Annotated in this window: 24 protein-coding genes; 14 read left to right on the top strand and 10 right to left on the bottom strand. The window is 55.0% G+C overall.

What is annotated here, in order from left to right; genetic code table 11:
* Positions 1-34: 34 nt before the first annotated feature.
* Both J2I48_RS09140 and J2I48_RS09135 read right to left on the bottom strand, forming a co-directional pair.
* Positions 35-1,024, bottom strand: a complete 990-nt coding sequence (locus tag J2I48_RS09140; RefSeq protein WP_207335109.1) for an HlyD family secretion protein — start codon at positions 1,022-1,024, stop codon at positions 35-37.
* Between the two features lie 5 nt (positions 1,025-1,029).
* Positions 1,030-1,710, bottom strand: coding sequence for an ABC transporter ATP-binding protein (locus tag J2I48_RS09135; protein WP_207335108.1), 681 nt, complete (start codon positions 1,708-1,710; stop codon positions 1,030-1,032).
* Positions 1,711-1,843: 133 nt separating this feature from the next.
* On the opposite strand from J2I48_RS09135, the gene J2I48_RS09130 reads away from it, so the two are divergent.
* From J2I48_RS09130 to J2I48_RS09115, 4 genes are all read left to right on the top strand, one after another.
* Positions 1,844-2,620: a MarR family winged helix-turn-helix transcriptional regulator gene (locus tag J2I48_RS09130; RefSeq protein WP_207335107.1), complete on the top strand. Its 777-nt coding sequence runs from the start codon at positions 1,844-1,846 to the stop codon at positions 2,618-2,620.
* 35 nt (positions 2,621-2,655) lie between these two features.
* Positions 2,656-3,840, top strand: coding sequence for an aminotransferase class V-fold PLP-dependent enzyme (locus tag J2I48_RS09125; protein ID WP_207335106.1), 1,185 nt, complete (start codon positions 2,656-2,658; stop codon positions 3,838-3,840).
* A 44-nt stretch (positions 3,841-3,884) separates the two neighbouring features.
* Positions 3,885-4,187, top strand: a complete 303-nt coding sequence (locus tag J2I48_RS09120) for a TIGR03643 family protein (RefSeq protein WP_207335105.1) — start codon at positions 3,885-3,887, stop codon at positions 4,185-4,187.
* Between the two features lie 177 nt (positions 4,188-4,364).
* A complete protein-coding gene (locus J2I48_RS09115; protein WP_207335104.1) occupies positions 4,365-4,826 on the top strand; it encodes an Lrp/AsnC family transcriptional regulator in 462 nt (153 codons plus the stop codon).
* 102 nt (positions 4,827-4,928) lie between these two features.
* Here the strand turns inward: J2I48_RS09115 and J2I48_RS09110 are convergent, their stop codons facing one another.
* Positions 4,929-6,155, bottom strand: coding sequence for a tetratricopeptide repeat protein (locus J2I48_RS09110; protein WP_207335103.1), 1,227 nt, complete (start codon positions 6,153-6,155; stop codon positions 4,929-4,931).
* Positions 6,156-6,252: 97 nt separating this feature from the next.
* Between J2I48_RS09110 and hpt the strand changes: the two genes are divergently transcribed.
* On the top strand, positions 6,253-6,786 hold the full coding sequence (gene hpt, locus J2I48_RS09105) for a hypoxanthine phosphoribosyltransferase (RefSeq protein ID WP_207335102.1): 534 nt from the start codon (positions 6,253-6,255) through the stop codon (positions 6,784-6,786).
* Between the two features lie 39 nt (positions 6,787-6,825).
* Complete coding sequence (locus tag J2I48_RS09100) at positions 6,826-8,484, top strand: ArnT family glycosyltransferase (RefSeq protein ID WP_207335101.1); 1,659 nt, start codon at positions 6,826-6,828, stop codon at positions 8,482-8,484.
* A 165-nt stretch (positions 8,485-8,649) separates the two neighbouring features.
* Here J2I48_RS09100 and J2I48_RS09095 read toward each other — a convergent pair whose 3' ends face one another.
* Together J2I48_RS09095 and J2I48_RS09090 are read right to left on the bottom strand one after the other, a co-directional pair.
* Positions 8,650-9,729: a Gfo/Idh/MocA family protein gene (locus tag J2I48_RS09095; protein ID WP_207335100.1), complete on the bottom strand. Its 1,080-nt coding sequence runs from the start codon at positions 9,727-9,729 to the stop codon at positions 8,650-8,652.
* Between the two features lie 124 nt (positions 9,730-9,853).
* Positions 9,854-10,462: a hypothetical protein gene (locus tag J2I48_RS09090; protein WP_207335099.1), complete on the bottom strand. Its 609-nt coding sequence runs from the start codon at positions 10,460-10,462 to the stop codon at positions 9,854-9,856.
* Between the two features lie 219 nt (positions 10,463-10,681).
* Here J2I48_RS09090 and J2I48_RS09085 point away from each other — a divergent pair, with 219 nt between their 5' ends.
* A complete protein-coding gene (locus J2I48_RS09085) occupies positions 10,682-13,552 on the top strand; it encodes a M16 family metallopeptidase (protein ID WP_229375979.1) in 2,871 nt (956 codons plus the stop codon).
* Between the two features lie 74 nt (positions 13,553-13,626).
* Here J2I48_RS09085 and J2I48_RS09080 read toward each other — a convergent pair whose 3' ends face one another.
* The 3 genes from J2I48_RS09080 to J2I48_RS09070 form a co-directional block, all read right to left on the bottom strand.
* On the bottom strand, positions 13,627-14,121 hold the full coding sequence (locus J2I48_RS09080) for a Uma2 family endonuclease (RefSeq protein ID WP_207335098.1): 495 nt from the start codon (positions 14,119-14,121) through the stop codon (positions 13,627-13,629).
* Positions 14,122-14,184: 63 nt separating this feature from the next.
* Positions 14,185-14,733, bottom strand: coding sequence for a DUF2911 domain-containing protein (locus J2I48_RS09075; protein WP_207335097.1), 549 nt, complete (start codon positions 14,731-14,733; stop codon positions 14,185-14,187).
* A gap of 86 nt (positions 14,734-14,819) precedes the next feature.
* Positions 14,820-15,536: a TerC family protein gene (locus tag J2I48_RS09070; protein ID WP_207335096.1), complete on the bottom strand. Its 717-nt coding sequence runs from the start codon at positions 15,534-15,536 to the stop codon at positions 14,820-14,822.
* Between the two features lie 174 nt (positions 15,537-15,710).
* Between J2I48_RS09070 and J2I48_RS09065 the strand changes: the two genes are divergently transcribed.
* The 7 genes from J2I48_RS09065 to J2I48_RS09035 all read left to right on the top strand — a co-directional run bounded on the left by J2I48_RS09065 (position 15,711) and on the right by J2I48_RS09035 (position 25,302).
* The gene (locus J2I48_RS09065) at positions 15,711-17,510 is read left to right on the top strand and encodes an acyl-CoA dehydrogenase FadE (RefSeq protein ID WP_207335095.1); all 1,800 of its coding nucleotides are present in this window, start codon (positions 15,711-15,713) and stop codon (positions 17,508-17,510) included.
* 242 nt (positions 17,511-17,752) lie between these two features.
* Positions 17,753-19,705 (top strand): ATP-binding protein, encoded by a 1,953-nt coding sequence (locus tag J2I48_RS09060; protein ID WP_207335094.1) that lies wholly within the window; start codon positions 17,753-17,755, stop codon positions 19,703-19,705.
* A gap of 158 nt (positions 19,706-19,863) precedes the next feature.
* Entirely contained in the window at positions 19,864-20,520 is a 657-nt protein-coding gene (locus tag J2I48_RS09055) for a response regulator transcription factor (protein WP_207335093.1), read from the top strand.
* 209 nt (positions 20,521-20,729) lie between these two features.
* Positions 20,730-21,164 (top strand): hypothetical protein, encoded by a 435-nt coding sequence (locus J2I48_RS09050; protein ID WP_207335092.1) that lies wholly within the window; start codon positions 20,730-20,732, stop codon positions 21,162-21,164.
* 28 nt (positions 21,165-21,192) lie between these two features.
* Positions 21,193-21,789, top strand: coding sequence for a hypothetical protein (locus J2I48_RS09045; RefSeq protein ID WP_207335091.1), 597 nt, complete (start codon positions 21,193-21,195; stop codon positions 21,787-21,789).
* Between the two features lie 106 nt (positions 21,790-21,895).
* A complete protein-coding gene (locus tag J2I48_RS09040) occupies positions 21,896-23,218 on the top strand; it encodes a hypothetical protein (protein ID WP_207335090.1) in 1,323 nt (440 codons plus the stop codon).
* A complete protein-coding gene (locus tag J2I48_RS09035) occupies positions 23,215-25,302 on the top strand; it encodes a hypothetical protein (protein WP_207335089.1) in 2,088 nt (695 codons plus the stop codon). The genes J2I48_RS09040 and J2I48_RS09035 overlap by 4 nt, the downstream gene beginning before the upstream one ends.
* Here the strand turns inward: J2I48_RS09035 and J2I48_RS09030 are convergent.
* Positions 25,274-26,476, bottom strand: coding sequence for a hypothetical protein (locus J2I48_RS09030; protein WP_207335088.1), 1,203 nt, complete (start codon positions 26,474-26,476; stop codon positions 25,274-25,276). The genes J2I48_RS09035 and J2I48_RS09030 overlap by 29 nt on opposite strands.
* Complete coding sequence (locus J2I48_RS09025) at positions 26,476-26,928, bottom strand: hypothetical protein (protein ID WP_207335087.1); 453 nt, start codon at positions 26,926-26,928, stop codon at positions 26,476-26,478. The genes J2I48_RS09030 and J2I48_RS09025 overlap by 1 nt, the downstream gene beginning before the upstream one ends.

Here is a 26,928-nt window from a genome sequence, read left to right as displayed (position 1 = left end):
CGAGGTGTTGTACCTAAGCGAAGCCCCTTATGACTTACGACTGAGGACTTACGACTATAATACACTCCACCCGCGCACCAATAATTACCCTGGAAGGATCATCCAGTTGCACCCGCACTTCACGAACGCGCCGGTCTTCGAGGTTGGCGGCGTTATCGGCAAAAAGCGATTTTTTGCGGAGGTAGGGCGAGGTGAGGATCACCGTGCCCGTAGACAGTTTTTCGTTGCTGCCCTGCGGTCTGATGTACGCCTTTTGGCCTACTTTCACAGTCAGCGCAAACAACTCGTCGATTTCCGTAACGGCCACCAGCGGGCCAGCGGGGGCAAAATCACCAATGGCCTGGTTGCTGTTGAGGTACTGCCCCACCTTGGCATCGAGGCTCAGGAGCGTGCCGTTGGCCGGGGCCTTCACCGTTTTGAGGCCCGCCACTGTGCTGGCATACTGGATGTCGGCCCGCAGTGAGCTGATCTGCCCCTCGGCCTGCCGCACCTGCGCCTCCGATGCCCTGATCTGCTGTTGCAGGTTCGTGACCTGGTACTGCGAATCGTCTAACTCTTTCCTGGTCAGGGCATTGCCTTTGAAAAGAACGTCGTTTCGGCGCTGATCGTCCTGGGCTTTCTGGAGTTGCACCCGTAGCGACTGTACGTTTTGCCGGGCTGTTTCAATAGCGTCCTGCTGGGTTTTAATCTTCACATTGGCCTGCCGAAGCTGCGCCCCTTCCACGGCATTGTCCATGGTTAGTAGCACCTGTCCCTTGGTCACCTGCTGCCCAATGTCAACACGGATGCTTTTCACTAGCCCACCCGTTTCGGCCGATAGTTGCGAGAGGCGGGCAGCGGGTTCAATAACGGCAATACCCAGCACCTCGTCTACCCGTTTGGGCGTTTGTACGGTGCGTACGGTGTCTTTCTGATCGGCAGCTTTCTGGTCTTTACTGCCACAGGAGGTTAGCAACGCCGTAACCACACAAAGGGCTATTTCGACGGTGCCAGGGCCTTTTCTACTTGAAAAAATAGCGCTCATGGTTGTTAATCGGTTAGCGAAATTTCTGTTACTACACCGTTGTCTACCTCCACAATCCGGTGAGCATATTGTTTCAGGCGAGGGTCGTGCGTGACCACGGCGACCGATTTACCTCCGTCGGCCAGGGTGCGGAGTTCGTGCATGACAATCTCCAGCGAATCTTTATCGAGCGAGGCCGTGGGTTCGTCGCAGAGAACGAGTTTGGGGTTTGTGACTAGTGCGCGGGCAATGGCAATGCGTTGCTGCTGTCCGCCACTGAGCTGCCGGGGCAGGTTGCGGCGGCGGTCAGTCATGCCCACCGTTTGCAGTGCTTGTTGGGTGCGGTCGCGGGCCTCGGCGCTACGCACCCCCTGTAGTTGCAGGGGCATCATCACGTTTTCTTCGGCGGTGAGGGGAGCCAGCAGGTTGAAATTCTGGAAAACAAAGCCAATGGTACCCAACCTCAATCGTGCCAGGGCATTCTCTTTCAGGTTATTGACGTGCTGTCCGTCTACCCACAAATCGCCTGAGCTAGGATAGATAACACAGCCCAGGAGCGACAGCAACGTGGTCTTACCCGACCCCGATGGCCCAATAATGAGCAGCAGTTCGCCTTCGTTGAGTTGCAGGCTGGTGGGTTGAAGCGCTACAATAGTTTGATCGCCCGTTTTGTACTCCTTGCTCACCGCCTTTAATTCCGCAATCATAGTATTCCCGCCGTTTGTGCCACAATATTACTACGAAAATTTAGCAATTGTTCAAATTTCAACAGATTAAATATCGAAACCGTACTAAAAACAGCGGGTTATACCGTATATTTGGTATGAAACCACAGTAACGATGGATAGCGGAGAAGAGAAACTGGTCGAGCTGGTCAATGCTTGGGCCGCCTATAGCAGCGTGCATGACCAGGCTGATTTGCCTGGGTTTTGCCTGCACTACCTCACCGAGCAGGCCAAGCCTGTGCCACTGCCAACCCAGCATCATCACCCCATATTGAACAGCGACGTGGCCCCCGACGCTGCGATACCCACCGGGGAAGAAGCCGGGCAACACCAGCCAAAAACGCAGTGGGTAGAAAGCTTGACCGAGCGGAAAAACAAGTCGATAGCAACCAGTCGGCATATCCGGCCCGAAGCGCATCTGGCCTCGTTGACGGGGCGGCTGGCCAGCTACGCGCACTTCTATTCCAAAAAGGCCATGCAGCCCATTGGGTTTAAAAGCATCGAAGACCCGGTTTATCTGATCGTGCTGGCGCAGATGGGTACTCCTAAAAAAAGCGAATTGATCTACGAAATGATGGCCGAATTTGCCTCTGGTATCGACGTGATCAACCGGTTGGTGAAGATGGAGCTGATCGAGGAGTTTCCTGATGAACAGGACCGTCGCAGCAAGCGACTCCTGCTCACCAACAAAGGCATAACCGTCATCCAGGAAACGTTTCCGGTAATGGACAAAGTGGCCGACGTGGCCTACAGTTCACTCTCGGAGGGTGAAAAAACCCTGCTGGTGCAGATTTTGCAAAAGCTGGACAAATACCATGCAGATCATTATCGACCCAATCGCACGGCCGATTTTGATACCGTCTACGAACGGATGGTGGCGGCTCAGGGTTGACTAGTGGAGGGGAAAAGACCAGCTACACGCCCAACATGAACATTGACCAGCTTCGCCGCGACACGCCCACCACCGGACACCTCATTCACCTCAACAACGCCGGAGCCGGGCTTATGCCCACTGTGGTTAGTGAGGCTATTCGGCAATACGTGGCCGACGAAGCCCGCTATGGCGGCTATGAAACCGGTGCCCGCTTTGCCGAACCGTTGAGCCAGTTTTACACCGAAGCTGCTCAGTTGCTTCGCTGCCAGCCGCGCAACATTGCCTTCACCTACAGTGCCACCGATGCCTACGCCAAAGCCCTGTCGGCCATTCCGTTTCGGGCGGGCGACGTGGTGCTGACCACCAACGACGACTATATCTCGAACCAGTTTGCGTTTCTGTCGCTGCAAAAACGCTTCGGTATCCGCATTGTCCGGGCCAATGACCACCCCGACGGCGGTGTCATGGCTGACCACCTGATTGACCTGGCGCGGCAACTGCGCCCTACCGTGATTGCCGTAACCCACGTGCCAACCAATTCGGGGCGGATTCAGCCGGTAGAAGCCTTTGGGACCGTGGCGCATGAGGTGGGGGCCTGGTATGTGGTGGATGCCTGCCAGAGCGTGGGACAGATGCCCGTTGATGCCCCGGCCATTGGTGCCGATTTTCTAAGCGCTACGGGTCGAAAATTCCTGCGGGGACCGCGTGGCACGGGCCTACTCTACATCAGCGACCGGGTGCTCGACGCGAACCTCGAACCCCTCTTCATCGACATGCGAGGGGCTGACTGGACTACCAGCGACAGCTACCAGATTCAGCCCACGGCGCGGCGGTTCGAGCAGTGGGAAACAGCCCCGGCGCTGCAACTAGGCCTGACCGAAGCCCTGCGCTATGCCAACGCCCTTGATCTGGCCGACATTGCCAAGCGCAACGCCATGCTCCGAAACCGACTGCAAGCGGGTCTGGGCAGCCTACCCGATTTGCGCTTGCTCGATCAGGGTGACCACTTAGCCAGCCTGCTGTTATTCACTCTCCCCGGCCAATCGCCCGAGCGTGTGCAGGCGGCACTGAAACAGCAGCAGATCAACTTTTCTATGAGCTTTACCAACTTCGCCCTCATCGATTGGGAACGCAAAAGTGTGGAATGGGCCTTGCGCCTGTCGCCCCATTACTACAACACCGAAGCCGAAATCGACACGGCCATTGGGGTGATTAAGGAGTCTGCTGCTTACCGTTGATTGTTCTCTGCTACGACAGTGTAATAACCTCTATCAACTCACTTATGAAAGCGCAAGATCTACCCGAATTGACCCTGGCTGATACGGACCGAATTATTGAAATGGCCTGGGAGGACCGCACCCCATTCGATGCCATCGAAGCCCAGTTTGGCCTGGTCGAACAGCAGGTAATTACCCTCATGCGGTTGAACATGAAACCGTCTTCATTTAGAATGTGGCGGGAACGGGTGCAGGGGCGAAAAACCAAACACGCAGCCACGGCGCCAGGGCTGGAGGCGGGGGATGAACCCCGTTTTCGTTCCAAAAGCCAGCGCACTATCACCGGCAACAAGCTATCGAAGCGATAATTTGGAGAAAAAGTTGGCTATTTCTACTCCCAATATTATGCGGCTAAACTGCCTTATGTCAAATTATTATTTTACACAACCCTATTAAAACAGCATTTTTTAAGAACAAATAGATCGCCAGTCTGTAAATTTGCTCTGTAATACACGAGCAACACCACAGACAACCCCCTATGCGGAATGAAACTAGACCAGATTGACCGTAAAGTTCTAGATATACTCCAATCCAACGCCAAAATCACTAACGCCCAGTTGTCGAAAGAGATTGGTTTATCGCCTGCCCCGACGTTGGAACGGGTCAAAAAACTAGAAACATCGGGTATTATTCAGAGCTACCACGCCCAGCTCGACCGAGAAAAAGTAGGCCTTGGTGTCACCACCTTCGTGATGGTAAACCTGGTGGGCCACAAAAAAATGGTGACCGATTTGTTCGTCGCCCGCGTTGAAGAAATTCCCGAAATTATTGAGTGCCACCACATTACCGGCTCCGGCGACTTTTTACTAAAAGTAATCTCGCACGACATTGCCGCTTACCAGAAGCTCATGCTCGAAACGATCAACGAGATCGAAGAAGTAGCCAGCACCCAAACCATGGTGATCCTGTCTACCTTTAAAGAGAGCAAGGTGATGCCGATACCATGATAGTGATGAGTGCTAAACGGTAAGTGGTGAGTTTGCTTACGCCAGAGCAGTTTCGCTGACGTAAGCAAACTCACCACTTACCGTTTAGCACTCATCACTAATTTATTCCTTCCTTTTCCGCCGTTCCTCCCGTCTACTTGCTTTGCCTTCTTTCACGGCTTTCTTGGCTTCCTGGTATTGAGCCGATTTGTGTTCAGCGTTATCCATCACCTCGGTGTAGTAGGTGCGGGCCTGATCGTAATTCTTCTCGGCGTCGGCAATGCGGCCCAGCGCCAGTAGCGACGACCAGTAGTAGCCCGCATTTTTGGCGTTGGTCTGTAGCGCAAAATCAATCGACTGCTGGTAATACTTCTTCGCCTCGGCGTTGTTGCGGTAGAAATTCTGCTGGATATAGGCCAGAATGTAGGCCGCCGTACGTCCGCTGACGCCCTCGTAGCCATCTTTGCCCGCCGCAATCTTCGTCAGAATATCTTTCGACAGCGTTTCGGCCTCCGTTAGTCGCCCCCGCACAAACGCCGACCGGGCGTAGTACCGCTCGAAAAAAGGGTTGTCGGGATACTGCTCGGTCATGAACTTGGCCATGTCATAGGCCTTGTCATACTGGTTTTCCATGCTGTAGATCTGCAACAGGAAATACCGGGCCTCCACCCGCGTGTAGAAGGCGTTATTGGCCGTTTTCTCCAGTTGCTTGATACCCGACGCTTTGTCGCCTTTCGGGAAAAATAGCAAAATGGGTTTCAGCAGAGGGTAATTTTCGGGAATCCACTTGGCGTAGTAATTATACAGCCCGTCGCCAAACATCAGTTCGGGGTTCATCTCGCCGTTACCTTTGCACTTTTCAAAGTACTTAAGGGCGCTCTTGCCCGCAAAGGTGGCCTTCGCCCACTTTTTCCGTTCCGAATAGATCCGCGCTTTGTAGGAATAAGCCCCCGCCAGGAAGAAAGCCGGTTCCAGCTTGTTTTCGCTGGTGTCGTAGAGTTTTTCGGCCAGGGTAATGGTGGTGTCCATCAGGGCCAGGCAGCGGTCGTCGTAGTCGGGGTTGTCGGTGTTGGGCACCATCTTCCACCACTCGGCCATGCCCATCAGGAAGTAGGGCATAGGGTGGCTGGGGTAACGCAACCGCAACCAGCGAAACTCCTTATCGGCTTGCGCGAACTTGTAATTGTACATGTAATTGATGGCCTCCGCCGATTCGATCTGCACGCCGGGGTGCTGAAGCAGGCCATCGTATTTCTTGTCGAAATCGGCCGACGAATAAAGCTGCGCCTGCGCCGGTTGGGCAACTAACAAGGCACAGGTAGCAAAAACGGCCAACAACAAAGATTTCATCTGCAAAACGGATAGTGAGAACGTCTGCTTGATAACGTTACCGCCTGGCTATCCGTTTGTTTAGCCCGTAAAAATCAGAAACCTTACCTTTGATGGTATGCTGAATGTACTCGACAAAACGTTTGTGCCCTTCATTGACCACGAAACGCTCCAGAACCGCATCGCCGAACTGGCCGACCAGATCAACCGCGATTACGCCGGTCGCCGTCCGCTGATTGTGGGGGTGCTGAATGGAGCCGTTCTTTTCACCGCCGACCTGCTCAAGAACCTCACCATCGACTGCGAGGTCACCTTTATTCGGGTGGCATCGTATATCGAAACAGCCTCTACGGGACAGGTAAAGCAGATTCTGGGCCTGACAGAGACTGTGGCCGGGCGCGACCTGATTGTAGTCGAAGATATCGTAGATACAGGCCTGACCATGGTGGAGGTGCACCGGCTGTTGCAGGAACAAAAGCCCGCCTCTATTGCCGTTGCTACGCTGCTGTTCAAACCAGCCGCCCTCCAAACGCCTATCCACTTGGAGTATGTCGGCTTCTCTATCGAGAACAAATTTGTGGTCGGCTACGGCCTGGACTACAACGGTCTGGGCCGAAACACAAAAGGCATTTATGTATTGAAGGAGTCGTAAAACTGTCTTCTGAAGACATTTTTCAGAAGACATTCTTATATGTACCACCCTCGCTTTTACCCTCTTCTGCTGTTGCTCCTCGGTGTGGTGTTTTACCTGCCGTTTCTGGGGCGCGTACACCTGTTCGACTGGGACGAGATTAACTTTGCCGAGTCGGCGCGGGAGATGCTGGTGACGGGAAATTATGCCCGTGTGCAGATCAATTTCGAGCCGTTTTGGGAAAAACCACCCCTATTTTTCTGGCTTCAGGCCACAGCCATGCGGGTGCTGGGCGTGGGTGAATATGCCGCCCGCCTGCCCAACGCGCTCATGGGGATTGCCACGCTGCTAACGTTCTTTTTCGTGGGAAAACGCGTCCACGGTCCTCAATTCGGGCTTTTGTGGGCTGTGGGGTATCTGGGTGCCCTCACACCGCACCTGTATTTCAAGACCGGCATCATCGACCCCACGTTCAATCTGTTCATATTCCTGGGCATCTGCTACATTTACGAGGCTGTGCTGCGCTACGGGCAGGCTGGCGCGGGTCGCTATACAGCGCTATCGGGCTTGTTTGTGGGGTTGGCTGTGCTCACCAAAGGCCCCGTAGGTGCCCTGCTGGCGGGGCTGACGTTTGTGGTGGTCTGGGTGCTGGCCAGGCTGGTGCGGCGGTTCCGGCCATTGCTCACGCTGAGAAACGCGCTGCTGGCTATTGCAGCAGTACTGGTGGTGGCGTCGGCTTGGTTTGGACTAGAAATAATTAAAAACGGACCGCAGTTTCTGGAAGAGTTTATCACCTACCAGATCCGCCTGTTCAGCACCCCTGACGCGGGCCACGGGCAGCCGTTCTACTACCATTTTGTGGTGGTGCTGGTGGGGTGTTTTCCCCTCTCCATCTTCGCCATCCGCTACCTCGCTGCCCAACCCGATCCGCGCGATTTCCGGCTCTGGATGGTGGCCCTGTTCTGGGTGGTGATGATCCTGTTTTCTATCGTGAAAACCAAGATCGTGCATTACTCCAGCATGGCGTGGTTTCCGGTATCGTATCTCGCGGCCCGGCATCTCCACGACCTGCTCATGGGCCGGGTACAGTGGAGCCGCTGGCTTACGGCCGGGCTGCTGCTGGTAGGTGGGCTGCTGGGCATTCTGCTGGCGGCCCTGCCCGTAGTAGGTCAATACAAAACGGCCCTGATCCCCTATATCAATGACAAGTTTGCGGTGGCCAATCTCCAGGCTCCAGTGCAATGGGGCGGCTGGGAGTGGGTCATTGGCGTGGTGTATCTGGCGGTGCTGCTCACGGCCATCGTGCAATTAGCCCGGTACGTTCGGCGGGGGGGCAGGCTACCCGAGAATGGCCTTCCTGGTAGCGTATGGTCGTTATACGGGTCTACGGCCGTGTGTCTGTGGCTGTACCTGAGCCTGATCGTACCCAACATAGAAGAGTATGTGCAGGGGGCGGCGGTGCGGTTCTACGAAACGAAACAGGGACAGCGCGTCTATGCCGAATCCATTGGCTACAAAAGCTACGCGCAACTCTTCTACCTCCGCAAAATGCCCCCCGTTGACCCGCGCACCCGGCAAGCCGATTTCCTCCTCTCCGGCCCCGTTGACCGGCCCACCTTTTTCATCACCAAAATCACCGAAGCCGACCAATACCGCACTAACCCCAACCTGATACTGGAACGCGAAGAAAACGGCTACGTGATGTTCCGGCGGAGGTAGGGGGGGGTAGTTGGTGGTTGGTGGTTTTGCTGACGCACGGCCCCTCGACTGCGCTCGGGGTGACAACGACATTGAATCAACTCTTTGAGATTGCTCTATTTGCCTGTCACCCCGAGCGCAGTCGAGGGGCCGTGCGTCAGCCAACTACAAACTACAAACTACTAACTACAAACCCCTACCCCCAACTCCCACCGCCTGCCCGGTGCGTTGCGATTCGTAGATGGCTTCGAACAATTGCACCACCCGGCGGCCGTCTTCGGCGGTGACGGCGGGGGGGCGCCCATCGCGGATGGCGGTGCAGAAATCGGTGAGTTGCAGGCCAAAATAATAGGTCAGGGCGTTGATTTGGCCGAAAAAGGCGGTGTCCTCGGCTTTGAACTCGTCGAGCAGATGGCCTTCGTCGGGCACCATCCAGATATCATTCATGGGTGGCTCCTGAATACCCGACCGTCCCGCAATGAACATGCTGCCGCCATCGGTTTGCACACCCACCGAGGCCCCGCTGCTGCCGTGAATATGCACCTTACCATAGAGGCCGGGCCGTTGACTGTTGCTGGCCACGATGTTGCCGATGCCCCCGTTCTTAAACTGCACAATGGCCGCCGCCGTGTCTTCTACCTCAATGTAGGGATGGTTCACGTTGCGCCACTGCCCATAGACCGACATGGGTTCACCCATGTACCAGAGCAGCAAATCGAGCTGGTGCGGAGCCTGGTTGACTAGTACGCCACCGCCCTCGTGCGCCCACGAACCCCGCCAGGGATCAGACCGGTAGTAGGCTTCGTCGCGCCAGCCCAGCATCTGCACCATGCCCAACGCAGGCGTACCTATTTTACCCGAATCGATAGCCGCCCGAATGCGCTGGCAAGGCGCATAAAACCGCCGCTGACTCACTACGCTCAACAATTTACCCGCCCGCTCTGCCGCAGCGATCATGGCATCGCAGTCGGATAGTGATGCCGCCAAAGGCTTCTCTACCAAGACGTTGGCACCTGCTTCCAGGGCTGCTATGGTGGGTTCGCGGTGGTTGGGGTGCGGGGTCAATACCACACACACGTCGACGCCTTCACGAGTGACCATCTCAGCCACTTCCGTGTAAGGCGCGATGCCATACTGCCGGGCAAAGTCGGCGGTTTTGTCAGGGTTGCGACCACACACGGCCACGAGTTTGACACCCGGAACTTGTTGCGTTGCCTGAGCGTGCAGGTGAGCCACCTTGCCGGGACCGATAAGAGCAATGTTCACAAATGAGTTTAAAGTTTAAGGTCCAACGTTTAAGGTTGGCTGACGCTAGCGTACTCCCGCGTCAGCCAACCTTAGACTCGCAGCGGCGGACCGCTTGGACCTTAAACTTTAAACTTGAAAGAATCTACCGACGGCCACCGCCGATATCAAAGCCGATTTTGATGCCTGCGTATGAGTTCTTGCTTTGTACCGACGTACCAATTTTGTTGGTGCCATTGCTGTCGTACACTATTGAGTTTGAATTCGGAATGAAGTTATACTCAACGCCCAGCACAAAGTGGCCCGTTTTGAATCCAACGCGGCCCATACCACCGAAAACCGATGCCGCGTTGATGTTGCCATTGGTGGTGGAACCACCCGTGCCGCTGGTAGCCGTAAAACCAGTACCAGCAATGCCGTAAATACCCGCACCGATACCCACAAATGGCCGGAAACCTTCGTCCGAAAGCATATAGTTACCCGTCAAGATATACGAAAAAGCACCCTGTGCATTTCCCGAACTAGTGTTGCCGTTAACCGTCAGGTCACGAGCCATCAATGCCGACTCCAGGCGCAGGCCAACGTCGATCTGGTCATTGATGCCGTATTTAGGTTCAATAGCGAACAGCACGCCACCGCCACCGCTCGGAATCGCACCGCCGATAGATACGTTGACTTTAAATGGCTTAAACTCTTGAGCTTGTGCAGTTACAGCAAACGTGAGCGCCACACAAAGGGCAAAAAAATGTTTCATGGTAGTTGATATATGATTGATGTATCAACCGCGAAGGTACACACGTAACAAACAGGCTCAATCATGGTGAGCGTAAACTTTAGCCATTGGCCTGGAAAAGGCGTTTGAAGTCTAACGTTTAAGGGACCTTTAAGGGACCTTAAAATTTATCGCCACGGCCATACGTTCCTGTTTACATTTGGTTGTACCACTACCAACCCGATTTTTTATCACTAACCTATGCGTCATTTCCTGATAAAGCCGTTCCTGCTGATGCTGGCGGTACTTTTTTGTGTTAACACAGGCTGGGCACAGGCACCGGCGAAACCTAAGCCCGGCACCAAAGTTGCTGCTAAACTGGCGGCCCCGCCCAAAGCGTTTAACATGGCCGCCCCCATCCCGTTTGATAAGGACGTGACGGTGGGAAAACTGCCCAATGGCCTTACTTACTACATCCGTAAGAACACCGAACCCGCCAACCGCGCCGAACTCCGGCTGGTGGTGCGGACGGGGTCGGTGCTGGAAAACGATGCCCAGCAGGGGCTGGCCCACTTCATGGAACACATGGCCTTCAACGGCACCAAAAACTTCCCCAAAAACGAGTTGGTGAGCTTTTTGCAGTCGTCGGGAATCCGGTTCGGGGCCGACCTGAACGCCTACACCAGCTTCGACGAGACCGTGTATGAACTGCCCGTGCCGACCGATTCGGCCAATGTGTTCGAGCGGTCGATGCAGATTCTGGAAGACTGGGCGCACAACATTTCGCTCGACACCACCGAGATCAACAAGGAACGTGGCGTGGTGCTGGAAGAATGGCGATTGGGGCGCGGAGCGCAGCAACGGATGCGCGACAAGTATTTTCCGGCTATTCTGAACAACTCGCGCTATGCCATGCGGCTACCCATCGGCAAAGACAGCATCATCCGCACGTTTAAGCCGCAGGTACTGCGCGACTTCTACAAAACCTGGTACCGCCCCGACCTCATGGCCGTGGTAGCCGTGGGTGATTTCGACGTCAAAAAAGTCGAAGCCATGATCCGCGAGAAGTTTGGGCGTATTCCGAAAGCGACGGACGAGGTGCCTCGGCCTACCTACACTATTCCGGCCCACAAGGACACGAAAGTGGTGATTGTGACGGATAACGAACAGCCCAACACCATTGTGCAGCTGATCTACAAGCGTCCCGAAGTGAAGGAGCGCGTCTTGGGTGACCTCCGCGCTGATGTGGCCCGCGACCTGTTCAATGCCATGCTGGGCAACCGCATTCAGGAGCTTACCCAACAGGCTAACCCACCGTTTCTGTATGGCTACAGCAACTACGGTGGCTTTTTGGGCAACCTCGACGCCTTTACGGCCTTTGCCGTGGCCAAAGAAGGCAACATTGAACGGGCTATCCGCGCCCTGCTCGATGAGAATGCCCGTGTAAAACAGTTCGGCTTCACTCCTACTGAACTGGCCCGCGCCAAAACCGAACTCCTGCGCGGTGCTGAGCAGGCTTACCTGGAGCGCGATAAAACCCGCTCGTCCAGCTACGTGGGTCAGTACGTGGGCAACTTCACTGACCAGGAGCCAGTCGTGAACATTGGGTTCTATTATGACTTCCTGAAGAGCACATTGTCGGGCATTGGTTTAACCGACATTAATGGGCTGGTGGACAATTTTATTCGGAATGAAAACCGGGCGGTGGTGCTGATGGCCCCGGAGAAAGACCGCGCCAAACTGCCTTCTATTGAGCAGGTGATCGGCTATACCGACGCCGCCGGTAAGGGCCTTACTGCCTACGATGACAAGACCATCGACAAACCACTGCTGCCCAAGGAGCCTACGCCCGGCCCAGTGATAAAGGAAGCCAAAATCGACAAAATTGGTGTGACGGAACTGACGCTGAAAAACGGCGTGCGAGTGGTGCTGAAACCTACGACCTTCAAAAACGACCAGATCCTGTTTTCTGGCAATAGCCTCGGTGGTACGTCGCGCTACGACCTGCCCGATTTCCAGAGTGCTCGGTTCGCCTCTACGCTCGTGTCGCTGGGGGGTACGGGTGAGTTCAGTCAAGTGCAGCTGGGTAAGTTTCTGGCGGGAAAGGCCCTGAACGTCAACCCGTACATATCGGAACTGGGCGAAGGCATCAGCGGCAGCGCGGCCCCGCAGGATCTGAAAACGGCCCTGCAACTGCTCTACAGTTACTTTACCCAGCCCCGCCGCGACCCCGACGTGGTAGCAGGGTTCCTCTCAAACCAAAAAAGCGCCCTGGCCGCCCAACTCGCCACACCCACCCCGCAGAAGGTGTTTGGCGACACCGTGGCCGTGACGCTGGGCAACCACAACCCCCGTCGGCAGCCCCTCACCCCCGCCGATCTCGACCGGATTAATCTCGACCGGGCATTCCAGATTTACAACGAACGCTTCGCCGATGCAGGCGGCTTCACGTTTACCTTCGTCGGCAATTTCGACGTGGCCAACATCCGGCCCCTGCTGGAGACCTACCTGGGTGGGCTGCCTGCCACCGGCACGAAGCAGACCTTCCGCGACCTGGGCATCCGCGCCCCGGAGGGTCAGCTGACCAAGACCGTGCGCAAGGGCGTCGACCCCAAAGCCTCTGTCCAGCTGGTCTACACCGGCAACTTCGACTGGACACCCGAAAACGCCACGCAGGTAGATGCTCTGGCCGAAGTGCTGGAAATCAAGCTGATCGAGAAGCTACGTGAAGACGAAAGCGGCGTGTATGGCGTGAGTGCCAGTGGTGCCTATGGCCGGTATCCTGTGCCGCGCTACACCTTCCGCATCAATTTTGGCTGCGCCCCAGAAAACGTCGAGAAGCTCATTGCCAGCGTGAACCGCGAGATTGCGAAGCTGAAAACCACCGGTGCCGATGCCAGAGACATTGCCAAGTTCAAAGCCGAAACTACCCGCGAACAGGAGGTGCAGCTAAAAGACAACAGCTTCTGGCTCAGCTATTTGTCGAACCAATACTACAATGGCGACGATCCGCTGGAAGTACTCCGCGAACCGGAATTACTGAAAACCGTAACGCCAGAAAGCACTAAAGCCGCCGCCAACAAGTACCTCGGTACCAACCTGATCCAGTTTATTCTGCTGCCGGAGAAATAAGGTAAGCATATCTCTTCAAACAAGAAACGGCTCTCACTGCGCAGTGAGAGCCGTTTCTTGTTTGAAGGATGATTCTATTCAAATACCTCAGCCAGTGGTAGCTCAATACCTGTGGCGGGGTCGACGAGGGTTGAATCATGCATGAAAAACTGGTAAGTGCCGGGGGCAGAATAGACAGAGATGGCTTTGAAACTGGGAATAACCAGCCAGCACGACTTGACCCCCGCGGCAAAATACCGTTCAAATTTGGCTAGAATGTCGTCGTTTGATCGGTCGGCGTTCCGATGTGATGGAGAAATAATCTCTACGACGGTCAATGGCATTGTTGTCATTGATTGAATATCGTGCAGGAAGTCAATTCGGAGTTTGGGATAAATAGCGATGTCAGGGACAATGATTAATCCATCTGCCATCAACAAGTCCAATTCGGGCAAGATCGAATACGAACCTCTGTATTTCATGTGCGATCCAAACAGCAGGTTGCTTTGCACATAAGCATGATTCAGCGAAGGTGCGGGTTTACCGCGTTCGCGTTCGTAGTCCGATATTTCCTCGATGACTGCCTCCATAGCGTTTGTCTTTTCCCAAATATAACCAGAATGAAAAAAATATAGTAGGTACTATACACCTTCCTACGCGGCCTTCTGAATGGGCACAACCACCTGCGTTTCGTCCCAGGTAAGGAGCATGTTGACGCCGCCGGGCTGGGGTTCAAAACTGATAAAAAACTGTTCGGCAGGCGGGGTATAAGGGCGCGTGGTGGCCGTGACGCGGAGCACGTCGGCGGCTTCTTTGTAGCTGATACCCCATTGGCCCGTGCGGCGGTTGATGATGACCGTCCAGTCGATGGGGGTGGGAATGGTGTAGAGCGAATAACGCCCTTTGGCCAGCCGGTTGCCCCCGACACGCACGTCCTGCGCTAGTTCGATGATCGTGGCCGCGTTGGCTCCCGTGCGCCAGACTTTATCATATTTCACCACCCCTCCGAAGATAGTGCGGCCTTTTTTGCTGGGCTGGCAATAAAGCACTTTCACCGTGATACCGTTTTGTGTAGCCTGCGCAACGGCCCTGGGGCTTCTTTTGGCCGATTGGCGCAGGTAGACAATAACCAGGATAATAAACAGCGCAAATCCACCTATGATCAGCCAGGTGGTTTGGTCAATTGAGTACAGAAAATTCATTGTATATAAGGTTGTTTACTGCCCAACCAGTTGGCAAGCAGTAGACTTGATAGATGATAAGGCGGCAAGATACGTCCGTTGGCCCATTAACTATTGGCCGACTTGTGTACCGTCTTCATCTGAATCACGTCGACCAAAAAGGCGAAGGCCATGGCGAAATAGATGTAGCCCTTCGGTATTTTAAAGTGCATACCCTCAGCAACCAACGACATGCCGATCATGAGTAGAAAGCACAGGGCCAGAATCTTGAACGACGGATGTTGGCTAATGAACGTACTAATGGGCTTAGACGCTACCAGCATAATGCCCACCGTAACGACTACTGCCGTGTACATCACCCACAGCGTATCGACCATACCTACGGCGGTGATGATCGAATCGACGGAGAAGACGAGGTCCAGAATCAGCACCTGCCCTAACAGGGCGTTGAAGTTAACGGCGGCGCCAACGTCGGGGGCATTGGCGTCGTTGTCGAGTTCGGCTTTATGATAGATTTCCTTGGTGGCTTTGTAGATCAGAAACAGGCCACCCGCCAGCAGAATCAGCGATTTTCCTGTAAAATCAACACCTGCCACAACAAAGAGCGTTTGGTCGAGCTGTATAATCCAGGCAATCACGGCGAGTAGGGCCAACCGCATCACCATAGCCAGGCCAATACCCCAATAGCGAAGCCTGTCGCGCTGCTCGACGGGGAGTTTATCAGCCAGTATAGAGATAAAAATGATGTTGTCGATGCCAAGAATTACCTCTAGCACGATTAGCGTAAGCAGAGGCACCAATTGTGCTGATAAATCGAGGTCCATACCTGATGGGTTATGTATACAGAAGCTTAACTAACCTGCCAGTCAAGGTGTTGTTAAAGAAGCATTAGATGTGTGTGAAGCCGTTTATAAAAAATGGTATGCATGCATACTACTTATCGAACTATTCACCACTTTTGCACGTAACTAGTATGCACGCATAACAATTCCTGAACGATGATTGCGACCGACAACAAGGCTTCGATTAAAGGGGGTGAGTTCCTGATTAAGGACACGGACGCCTCGCAAGTGTTTATCCCTGAAGAGTTTACGGAAGAACAGCAAATGATTGCGGCTACCTGCCGCGAGTTTCTGGCTAAAGAAATCTGGCCTCGCCTAGACGAAATTGACCGTGCGGAATCACCCGCGCTGATGTCGTCGTTGATGGACAAAGCTGGTGAGCTGGGCCTGCTGGGTACGTCGGTTCCTGAAGAATACGGCGGCTTTGGCATGAACTTCAACACCTCGATGCTGGTAGCTGAGGCAACCGGTGCGGGGCACTCGTTTTCGGTAGCACTGTCGGCCCACACGGGTATTGGTACGCTGCCCATTGTCTATTATGGCAACGAAGAGCAAAAAGGTAAATACTTGCCAAAACTGGCCTCTGGCGAATGGAAAGCAGCCTATTGTCTTACCGAACCCGATTCAGGCTCAGACGCCAATTCAGGTAAAACAAAGGCGGTGCTTTCCGAAGACGGTACGTACTATACCGTCACGGGTCAGAAAATGTGGATCACCAACGGTGGTTTCGCTGACCTCTATATCGTCTTCGCCAAAATTGACGATGACAAGAATTTAAGTGCATTTATCGTAGAGCGTTCCTACGAAGGCATCACGATGAATGAGCCTGAGCATAAGCTGGGTATTAAGGGGTCAGACACCCGTCAGGTGTTTTTTACCGACGTGAAAGTGCCCGTGGAAAACCTGCTCTCAGAGCGGGGCAACGGTTTCAAAATCGCCGTGAATATCCTGAACATTGGCCGGATCAAACTGGGTATTGCCGTGATTGGCGGGGCCAAAGAGGCGGTGAATGATTCGGTTCGCTACGCCAACGAGCGCAAGCAGTTTGGTATCAACATTTCGCGGTTTGGGGCTATCAAGCACAAGCTGGGAGAGATGGCAATTAAGATTTATGCTTCTGAATCAGCCAGTTATCGCGCTGGGCAGAACATCGACGACCTGATCGAAGACCTGAAGGAAGGCGGTATGGAAGACGCACCAGCCAAGTTGAAGGCCCTGGAACAGTTTGCCATTGAGTGCGCCATGATGAAGGTGCATGGTTCGGAAGTGCTCGACTATGTTGTGGACGAAGGCGTACAGGTCTACGGCGGCATGGGTTACTCGGCCGATGCGCCTATGGAACGCGCTTACCGCGACGCCCGGATCAACCGCATTTTTGAAGGCACCAACGAGATTAACCGGATGCTGGTGGTAGACATGATGCTGAAGCGGGCCATGAAAGGTGAACTCGATTTGATGACCCCCGCCCTGGCCATTGGCAAAGAAATTATGTCGATCCCCGATTTCAGCAGCGACGAAGACGAAAGCCTGTTTGCCGCTGAGAAGAAGGTGTTGAAAAACCTGAAGAAAGCGGTGCTAATGGTGGCCGGTTCTGCCGCGCAGAAGTTCATGGGCAAGCTCTCGCACGAGCAGGAGATTCTGATGAACATTGCCGACATGGCCATTGAAGTGTACGTGGCTGAATCGGTGCTGCTGCGGGTAGAGAAGACCATCGGTATCAAAGGCGAAGCCGCCATGGCCCTGCAAAAAGACATCGCGATGGCCTACCTGCACGAAGCCGTCGAGAAGATCAACAACGCCGGTCGCGCTGCTATTACGAGCTTTGCCGAAGGCGACGAACTGCGTGTGATGCTGATGGGCCTGAAACGGTTCACCAAAATCGAGCCAATCAACCTGAAAGATGCCCGCCGCCGCGTCGCCGATGCGATGATTGCGGAGAATAAATACATATTTTAAAGTGGTGAGTGGTGAACGGTAAGTGATGAGTATTCTGCTAGGCTAATGCAACTGAGCAAAGCACTTATCACTTACCGTTCACCACTCACCACTTTTATTCCCTTTTTACAACAACTGAAGAATTATAAAGCCGTTCCTGTTTCGGGGGCGGCTTTTTTGTGTTTAGGTAGCCGGGGTGGAGCAATGGCATTATAAAGCGGGACTTCTTCGCTTACCATTGTTATTCTATCAAGCTACCTGCTATGACACACCACTACGCTTACAAACTTCTGTTAGTCAGCATCTTGTGTTTATCTGGTTGTGCGAGTCTAGCCCAATCGTCGTCATACAATACCGACACGGCTTATGTGGGTAACTCGTTGCGGGCGGGTGAAGCCGTTGAAAGCAGCGACGCTAAAAAGGCACTTGGTTACTACCAGAAAGCCTATACCGTGGCCCGGCGCGTACAGTATACCAAAGGCTATTTTGAGGCAGTCCGGCTGGTGGCGTTTGTCCTCAACAACGTGGGGCGATCTGACGAGGCCAAGGCGATTGCCCGGCAGGCGCTGCAACAGGCCAATGCCGATACATCGAAGCGGTACAAGATGATTTGCCATGCTGCCCTGGCTATCACCGCCGCCAAACAGGGCGACCTTGCCGAAGCCATTCGGCAGTATGAGCAAACGGCGGGCTACGTGCGGGCGCTGGGGCGGCGCGATAATGAGGCCGTGATCTATAACAACATGGCTGCCATTTATCAGCGGCAGAACCTGCTCGATCAGGCCATTGCCTATAACCAGAAAGCCCTGGCTATCCGGCGGGCGTTGCCCAACAACGACCGCGAGATAGCCAGTTCGCTATTCAACATCGGGGCGGTCTACGGCATTCGGGAAGATTACCGGCACGAAACAGACTACACCTTGCAGGCGCTTAGGCTATTAAAGCCAGAACGCGATGTTGATATGCTGATGACAGTGTACAACAACCTGGGCTACGTCTATAGAAGCACCAACAGGTATGATTCCAGCTTCTATTACCTCAACAAAGCGCTTGTGTTGAGCCAGAAAATGGGTATGCCTGCCGAAGAGATTCGTATCCTGAGCAACCTGGCGGCCAATCACCTCGACAAGAAACACCCAGCCTCAGCCCGGCCTCTGCTGGCCCGTGCCCGCGCCATCATGGATACCCTAAAACCGGGCTTGCCCGAACAGCAATCATGGCTGGTGCAGATGGTGAACATGTCGGAGTTGTTGGGCGATTATAGGTCGGCCTACCGCTGGCTGGATCAATACCGAATTAATAAAGATTCGCTGACGAGCCTGTCGATCCGAGAGCAATTGGAGACGTATGACCAGACCATGCGCCGGGCTGAAGCGCGTGAGAAAATTGCCGAAAAGCAGACGCAGATTGCCCGCCTCGAAGCTGATCAGCGTCGGCAAACCACGTGGCTCTGGATAGCTGGTATGGCTGTTTTGTTCCTGGCAGTTGGCGGTGGGTTGGGTTGGCTCTACTACCGGCAACGCCAGAAAACGGCCGCTGCCGCCTTATTGGCCGCCCAACAGGAGCAGGAATTGACGGCTATCCGGTCGGAACTGGCGGGGCAACAGAAAGAACGTACCCGAATTTCAAAAGAGATGCACGACGACCTGGGTGCGTCTATGACCGCCATTGGCCTGCTGAGCGAAGTAGCCAAAACCCGCGTGGATGCTCAGGCCGTGCCCGAGGTGGGTAAAATATCGGAGATTTCGGCGGCCATGGTCACCTCCATGAACGAGATTATCTGGTCGCTGAACACCCGCAACGACAGCCTCAACGGCCTTATCGCCTACATCCGCGTCTATGCCCGCGAGTTCATCGACAACACGTCGCTGACGCTTAAAATCGAGGCTCAGGAATCGCCCGACGAGGTGATGATCCGGGGCGTAGACCGCCGCAATGTGTTTCTGACAGTGAAAGAAGCCCTGAACAACGTAGTCAAACATGCCCAGGCTACTGAGGTCACATTACGGATGCACCCCCTGGCTAATCCTATACAGGGCGGCATTTTCCAGGTCGATATCTGCGATAACGGCCGTGGTTTCGACCCTACTTCAGTAGCCCACGCAAACCGTAACGGATTGACAAACATGCAATTACGGATGGACGAATCAGGAGGTTCGTGTAGTGTCGAGTCAACAGAAATGGGTACCTGCGTGAAGGTGCGGTTCCCTTATTAGAAGCAAGACATAAGAGTCAAAAATCAAGCGTTGAGCAGGTCGTTGTCGCTTGACTCAACGCTTACTTCTTGACTCTCATCTCTCACCTCTTGACTCTCTCCCCAAAATACTACAAATGAAGTATAGTATTGCCCTGCCTATTTTCTGAACCTTGCAGCATGAATACGCCTATTATCGTTGCCATCGTCGAAGACAAGGACGACATCCGTCAGTCGCTGGCCATATTAGTCAATGGGGCCGATGGGTTTGTGTGCAAGCAGACCTACGTCAACGCCGAAGACGCCCTGGATGACCTCACGCGCTACCCCGTCGACGTGGTGCTGATGGACATCGACCTGCCGGGCATGAATGGCATTGAGTGTGTGCGGCTGCTGAAGCCCCGCCACCCCGACATGCAGTTTATGATGTGTACGATTTATGACGAAGAAGAAAAGGTATTCGAGGCCCTAAAGGCAGGCGCTAACTCATTCATCCTCAAGCGCAGTTCGCCCGCCCGCCTCCTCGACGCCATCCGCGAACTCCACGACGGCGGGTCGCCCATGAGCAGTTCCATTGCCCGGAAAGTGGTGGGATCTTTTTTTAACGTACCCGCCCCCGCCGAAGCCGAGCGCAACACCGAACTAGACATACTCACCCCCCGCGAACGCGAAATTCTGGGGAGACTATCCAAGGGATACAGCCATAAAGAAGTAGCTGACGAGTTGTTTGTGTCGCCCACGACGGTGCGCAAACACATCTTCAATATCTACGAAAAGCTCCAGGTCCACACGAAGGTAGCGGCCGTGAACAAGTACCTGAACCGAACAAACCTATAAGGTTTTTTCAACCTTATAGGTTAAAAAAGGGGTATCAGAAGTGTCATACAATGGCCCTTCTGATACCCCTTTTTATTTCACAACTGGTTGATTTACAAAAAGATAACTGCAAAAATCATACAAATGGAGTATTGAGCCTAGGCTGTTTGGGGGTCTACCTTTGCCCTTGTCGAATGACGAACAGACCAACGCTTAAACACCCAAAACGTATGAAACGCATCCTGCTTATCCTGATCGTACTGCTACCTGTGGTGGCCTGCAAAAAGACCACCGACGTAGCGCCGCAATCACCCGCGGTAGCGGTACTGGGCAACTACAAACTCAGTTCATTTACTCTAATCCAACCATCCAAGCAAGTAAACATTCAGCTTGACCGCATGCCCATAAACCAAGGCGGGAACACCGCTTCGGGCACCGTCGTAGCCACGAAAGGCGCTAAGGAAGGGTTTGTCAACCTGAAACTCACGCTGATAGTAAACACGCAGCAAGCCAGCATCGACCTTACCGACATTGAGGTAAAGCAGTCGTCGGGAGCCTACGGATTATACGATGGTAGCGAGCGCGTGGGCGATGCTACGGGGTCAAATATCATTTTCAATCTTAACGATGGCGACGATAAGCTGGCTTTCGTAGCTGATAAATAACTGACAACCAAAACCAAATAAGATAATCATGAAAAACGCATCAATTGCCGCACTACTAACCCTTTCGCTGCTTGTTTTCGTTACGCAACATACACTGGCCCAATCGCGCAGCCGCCAGCGGCATATACCCACTGTGGGCGAACGGAGCCTGGCTTTTATAGAAACAGGCATTGGCGTGGGCATTGGCAAATACAACGCTACCGGCATTGCCACCGGCCTGAGTGGCCGCTTTCAGATGCCACTGGGATCGAACTTCACGCTCAACGCCAAGACGGGCTTCTCCATGGGTACCATCAAGAAAGCATACCGCTATAGTGGCTACTACGATTACTACGGCTACTACTACGCGTCGGAGTACCCGGCAACCTACTTCTGGATACCCGTTAACGTGGGGCCACGGTACTATTTCGCCAAAAACCTGCACGTGGGCCTCAATCTGGGCGTAGACATTGCCGCGTCAGAGGCAGCTGCCACGTCATTTCACTTTGAACCAGGCTTTGGTTATGCCTTGCCCCTGGCCAATGGTAATTTCATTGATTTCGGCACCACGTTTGAAACCAGCTTCGAGCAGGGCCAAAGCCTCTTCAACTTCCGCTTCGCCTACGGGTTGAATTTGGGGAAATAGACAATCGTAAACGGTATCAGAGGCACGTACCACTTACTCAATCGAAGGCCGAAAACGCAGCGTAACGGCTATTTTCACGGCAGTACACCACAAACGTACCTGCCCCATGCCTATTGTCCACATTCACGGCGTTGCCGTTCGTAATCAGGCTGACCTCAACCAGCGGGAGGCCATGCTCGCCCGCTACATCGCCGATGAACTTCACCACGACGATGTAGCGGGCGACGTACCTATTCTGCGGGTGTTTTGGGGCGATCTGGCAGCCAAGTTTGCCTGGAATTTACAGGCCTGCCCCGACCCCGCCACGCTGGTACATATGGGTGGCCCCGTTGCGCTCTCGCCCAACGAACAGGCGCAGTTGCTGGCCGAATTCGACAAAGAACTCGGTCAGCTACCGGTTAATCAACCCGTTGCACCCGTAGGCGGTGGCGGACTTATTCTGGCCGGGCCTGCCCCCGCTGCGGCCCCGCAACTCCGTACCCGCCTGAAAGACCTCGCGCCCAGCGACCTCAGCGACCTGGCCGTGGCCACAATCCTGGCCGAACGGCACCAGCAACTGAAGCAGGAAACGCTGGCCCTGCTGGCAGCCGACGACGTAGCCCACGACCCCGCCACCCCCGCCCAGCTGGCCGCCCAACCCAACGCCGAGACCGAACTGGCTTTATTTCAGCAGTTGATTTCGCAGCGATATACCGAGCTTGAACAGGCCCAAGGCCAAGCGCAGGGCGGATTATTGTTGCAGGGGCCGGGTTGGTTCGGCGATTTGAAAGATCGCATTGGCGAGGCCCTGGGTCGGGCTGAAAACGCCACCGGATCGGCCCTAACGGCGGTGCTGAGCCGGTTTCGGCCCAACCTGACCCGCGCCGCCATCACCTTCTTTGGCGACGTGTTTGTGTACCAGACCAACCGGGGTACCCCCGCCAAGCCCGGCGCCATCGTGACACGACTACTGGATGCCCTCCGGCAGGCCAAACAGCTTCAGCAACAACGACACGGCGAACCCATCGTACTGCTGAGCCACAGCATGGGCGGGCAGGTGGTGTATGACGTGCTGACCCATTTTTTGCCCAACACGCCTGATTTACAGGACCTCAAAATCGACTTCTGGTGCGCGACGGCCTCGCAGGTGGGGGTGTTTGAAGAACTGAAAATCTTCGCGGAAAGCAGCGCCGACTTTAGTCTTGAAACTGGCAGGCAGGTGCCCCTGCCACTACCAGCCCACCTCGGCCACTGGTGGAACGTCTGGGACCCTAACGACTACCTGAGCTTTACGGCCAAACCCATCTTTGCGGGTATCGACGACGAACCCTACCGAAGCGGAATGTCGGTGCTGGAAGCGCACGGGGGCTACCTACAACAACCTAGTTTCTACCGGAAATTTGCCGACAAGCTCCGCACCCACCTGCCTGCCAACTGGTTTCGCCCATGACCCTCACGCCCGACCCACAGCAGCCCGGCCTCTGGACAAACCCCGCCTGGCAGCCCGGCACCCCCGGCACCTTTGCGTTTTTGGTTGGCGTAAGCACCTATGACCACCTCGACGGTGGTTCAAATCCCGCGCCCGACACCTTCGGTATGCCTCAGTTAGCCGTGTCGGCCTGGACGGCCTACGCCATTTTCGAGTGGCTACGCACCACCTACCGCTACGCCCCGGCCCCGCTGGCGCAATGCTGGTTGCTGCTGGCCCCTACTGATGCCGAGGCGGCAAAAATAGAGGCGGCCGTAGCGGCTTCGGGCGGGCCAGACGTACTGGCTCACAGCCTGTTACCCACGTTCAATACCATCAGCGATACCATTCCGCTTTGGAATGCCCAGATGGTGGCCCTGCCCAAAGCGGCGGCGCAAGCCAGCAGGCTGGTGTTTTTTGGCAGTGGACACGGGCTTGAAATCCGGGCGAAAGAATACATCCTGCTGCCCACCGACTACCTGCGCCTGCCCGACACCTACAACCGTGCCCTGAACGTGCGTGGCCTGGCCGACGCGCTGACCAAGCTCGATGTGTGCGACCAGTTTCTGTTTGTCGACGCCTGTCGTTCTACGCCTGATGGCCTAAAGAAATTGCTCGTGGAAGGCAATAGCGTCCTGACACCACCAGCACTGGGAGGCGTGGTAAACACGGCCTGCAATTCGGTCACGCTCTGCGCCACGGCCAGCGGCCTGCCCGCCCACCAGAACAACAGCCCGGACAATGGCTACTCGCTGTTTGGGCAGGCCCTGCTCGACGGGTTGCAGTCGCAGCAGGGGTTCGTGCCGGAGTGCGACCCCGCCGCCTGCGCCGTGAAGCTGCCCCCGTTGCAGACGTTCATTGGCAAACGGTACAACCAGTTGCTGACCGAAGCCCAATGGACCATTACCCAGCTTACGTATCTGCGCCTGGAAGGCAACAGCGCCGATTTAACTATTACGCACGTTGACCCGCCCACCAAACCAGCCCCGGCGATGCTCTCGGTGATCGAATCGCAGCAACAAAACTTCACCAACCGGTTTGCTATTGACAATGATGACCCAACCACCGATGTACCCTTCTTCCGATACGAAGCCAGCGACAGCGACGACATTATTCAGGAAGCGCCAGATGCAGACGTAGACGGAGGAGACTCCTTTCCGGCTCCCCGAACAACCAATAACCTCCACGACGTGCTGGGGCGCGAGTCGGTAACGGCGTTTTGGGATAACGCCAGGGTGTACGCCATTGATCAAAAACGACTGTTGGAACGGGGCGAACTGCTGCTACTGCGGGTAGAACGAACGGGCTTTTCACCGCTGGCAATGGGCTACCGGCTCACATTTTCGCTCCGGCTATACAACGGTTCGGCCTGGCTTGAACTGAACGACGGGCGAACGCAATATGGCATTATGTTGCCGCCCACCCTAGACTACGGTTTCTACCAGCCCAGCTACCGGCTCGACTTCACCGTCACCGCCGACGGTCACGTCTCTGAACTACAAGCCAATCTGGCCCACGAAAGCACGGGCAATCTGGGATACGTGGCCGACGTTTGGGAAAAATACCAGACTGTCAATATTGTGTCAGCAGCCGAATTGATCGATATGAATTTCCTGCGTGAAGCCCTGTACAACAAAATCCGTTCTCCGTTTGCAGCTCTTGTGGCGGCTATGGTACTGTTGCAGGCCCGCCGCTACGATCTAGCTGAGGGCGACTGGCTCCGCAACCTGGCCAATCGGTTTCCCCGTCTGCCCGATGGCCTGTTGCTCCGCAACCAGTGGCTGCTGCAAACCAATGCACGGGGTGCCGCTACTGAGTTGATAGACAATTTATTAAAACTTAAGCAGCGTGGTACACCCTACACCAACGAAGCCTTGGGCATGGCCGCTGTACAGCTCGACCGCCTGCTCGACAGCGACTTACCCACGCCCGATCAGCGCACGGCCCTGACCGCCCTGCGCGACCAACTGCGGGTGGCCCTGCGCTACGGGCGGCCTGGTGGGTTGCTGGCCGTTTTTGCGGGTGATCCGGGTTCGTTTACCCCCCAGTTGCTGGGGTATCGGTAGCGTGGAGCAACCGTATTTGCTCAGCCTCCCAGACCGAATAGGTGGCGGGTTGGGTGAGCAACTGCTGCCAGGCCATATCGAGCAGGTGCGCCACCGGTGGCGTATGGACCGGTGCGTAGCGAAGTTGCTCGTGATAGCCAACCAGTTTAATATTGGGGCATTCCGCCAGCACACAGTCTACCAGCAGATTGAGGAGAGCGTCGGGTACGATGGCGGCGTAGTTGGCGGGTTTTCGGTTCATGCTTAGGCGCGTGTAGGCCACCCAGTCGGCCTGGAGGGGCGCGAGTTCGTCGGGGGTCCAGCCGCAGCGGCCCAGCATCTTCACAATGATCCGCATCCGGGCTTCGTTGGGTGGGTGCGTCAGGTGGCTGGTGTAAATATGCCGCTGAGGTTGCCGGTTTTCGTTGGCCGGAATAATGGACGACAGCCGGAAATTACCCCAGGCGTAGGCCCGGCCTGTGAGGTAAGTAGCGATCAGGTCACAGCTGAATTCCATCAGCCAGTAGTCGAGCCAACTCGTTTGCAGGTTCTGCCAGTAGGCTTTCTTGTTGGCCCCTGCCCGATCGATTTGTGCGGCGAAATGCGCTTTCACCTGTTTCACCACCTGCCCGTCGCCCAGCAGGAACGTCCGGTGTTCGTCGTAGACAAAATGGCCGATCTCGTGGTAGAGGTCGGGCCAGTTGAGTAGGTGATGTTCCTCTTCGATGGGCACGCCAATAACCCGGTGGAGGCAGTGGGCCGAGTAATAGTCCTGCGCATTGCGAATCAGCGAGACTACTGGCAAGGGTTTTGCCAGCCCTATTTCACCGTAAATACGATTCAGAAACCGGCTGAATTCAGCTTCGGGGTTTCCGTAGCGCACAATAACGGTGTAGCGAAACTCCACCCGCTGAAGGGCCTGGTAGAGCCGGGTGTAGGTGGCAATGTAGCCGGGATTATAGTCGTTCATCAGCCGGTTGGCCGTGTCAGCACCGAGGTCCAGCAGGCTCTCGTACAACTGCGCATTTTCCCGGATCACCCCATCGATCTCGGCGCTAAGCCGGTCGAGCATCGTGAGGGTATCGTTCATAAAAAAAGCAGGGACGAGCGACTGAGGCAGCCGACGAAGTTCGTCGCGCATCCGTTGGGTTCGCCCCTGCACATCCACGAAAAGGCCCATCAAATAGGCTCTCATTACCCCCCGCTTTGTCTAAGTTTCTGAAAGATTTCTTTCCGGCTGTTGTCCAGCGTAATTACTAAATCGTCTAAGGCGGGCTTGTCGGTGTCGCGCACGGGTTCATCGGCCTGCAACACTTCATAGAGTTTTTCGAAGCGGCGGCGGGCCGTGCGGTTCTGCCCAAGTCGGCTCCGGTATTCGTCAAGGACGTCGTCGGGCAGGGCGGCTGTTCGGTAGGCTACTTCGGGTTCACTTGCTACGGGGGCCATCAGATTTTCAATCAGGTGGGCCACCGTAGTGCGGGCTTCCTGAACGGCCTCGTCCTGAAGCTGAAACCCCGGCTGATCGGCCAATTGGGGATATTGGTGCACCTGCTTATCCTTTATCAGGATCTGCACCGACTCGTTGATAGCATCGGTTACGTTGGCCAGCTGTGTATACTGGTTCGCCCATGAATTAAGAACAGACAT

The organism is Fibrella aquatilis (genome assembly GCF_017353255.1).
GTDB lineage: Bacteria > Bacteroidota > Bacteroidia > Cytophagales > Spirosomataceae > Fibrella > Fibrella aquatilis.
This window is presented reverse-complemented; position numbering and strand designations above follow the sequence as displayed.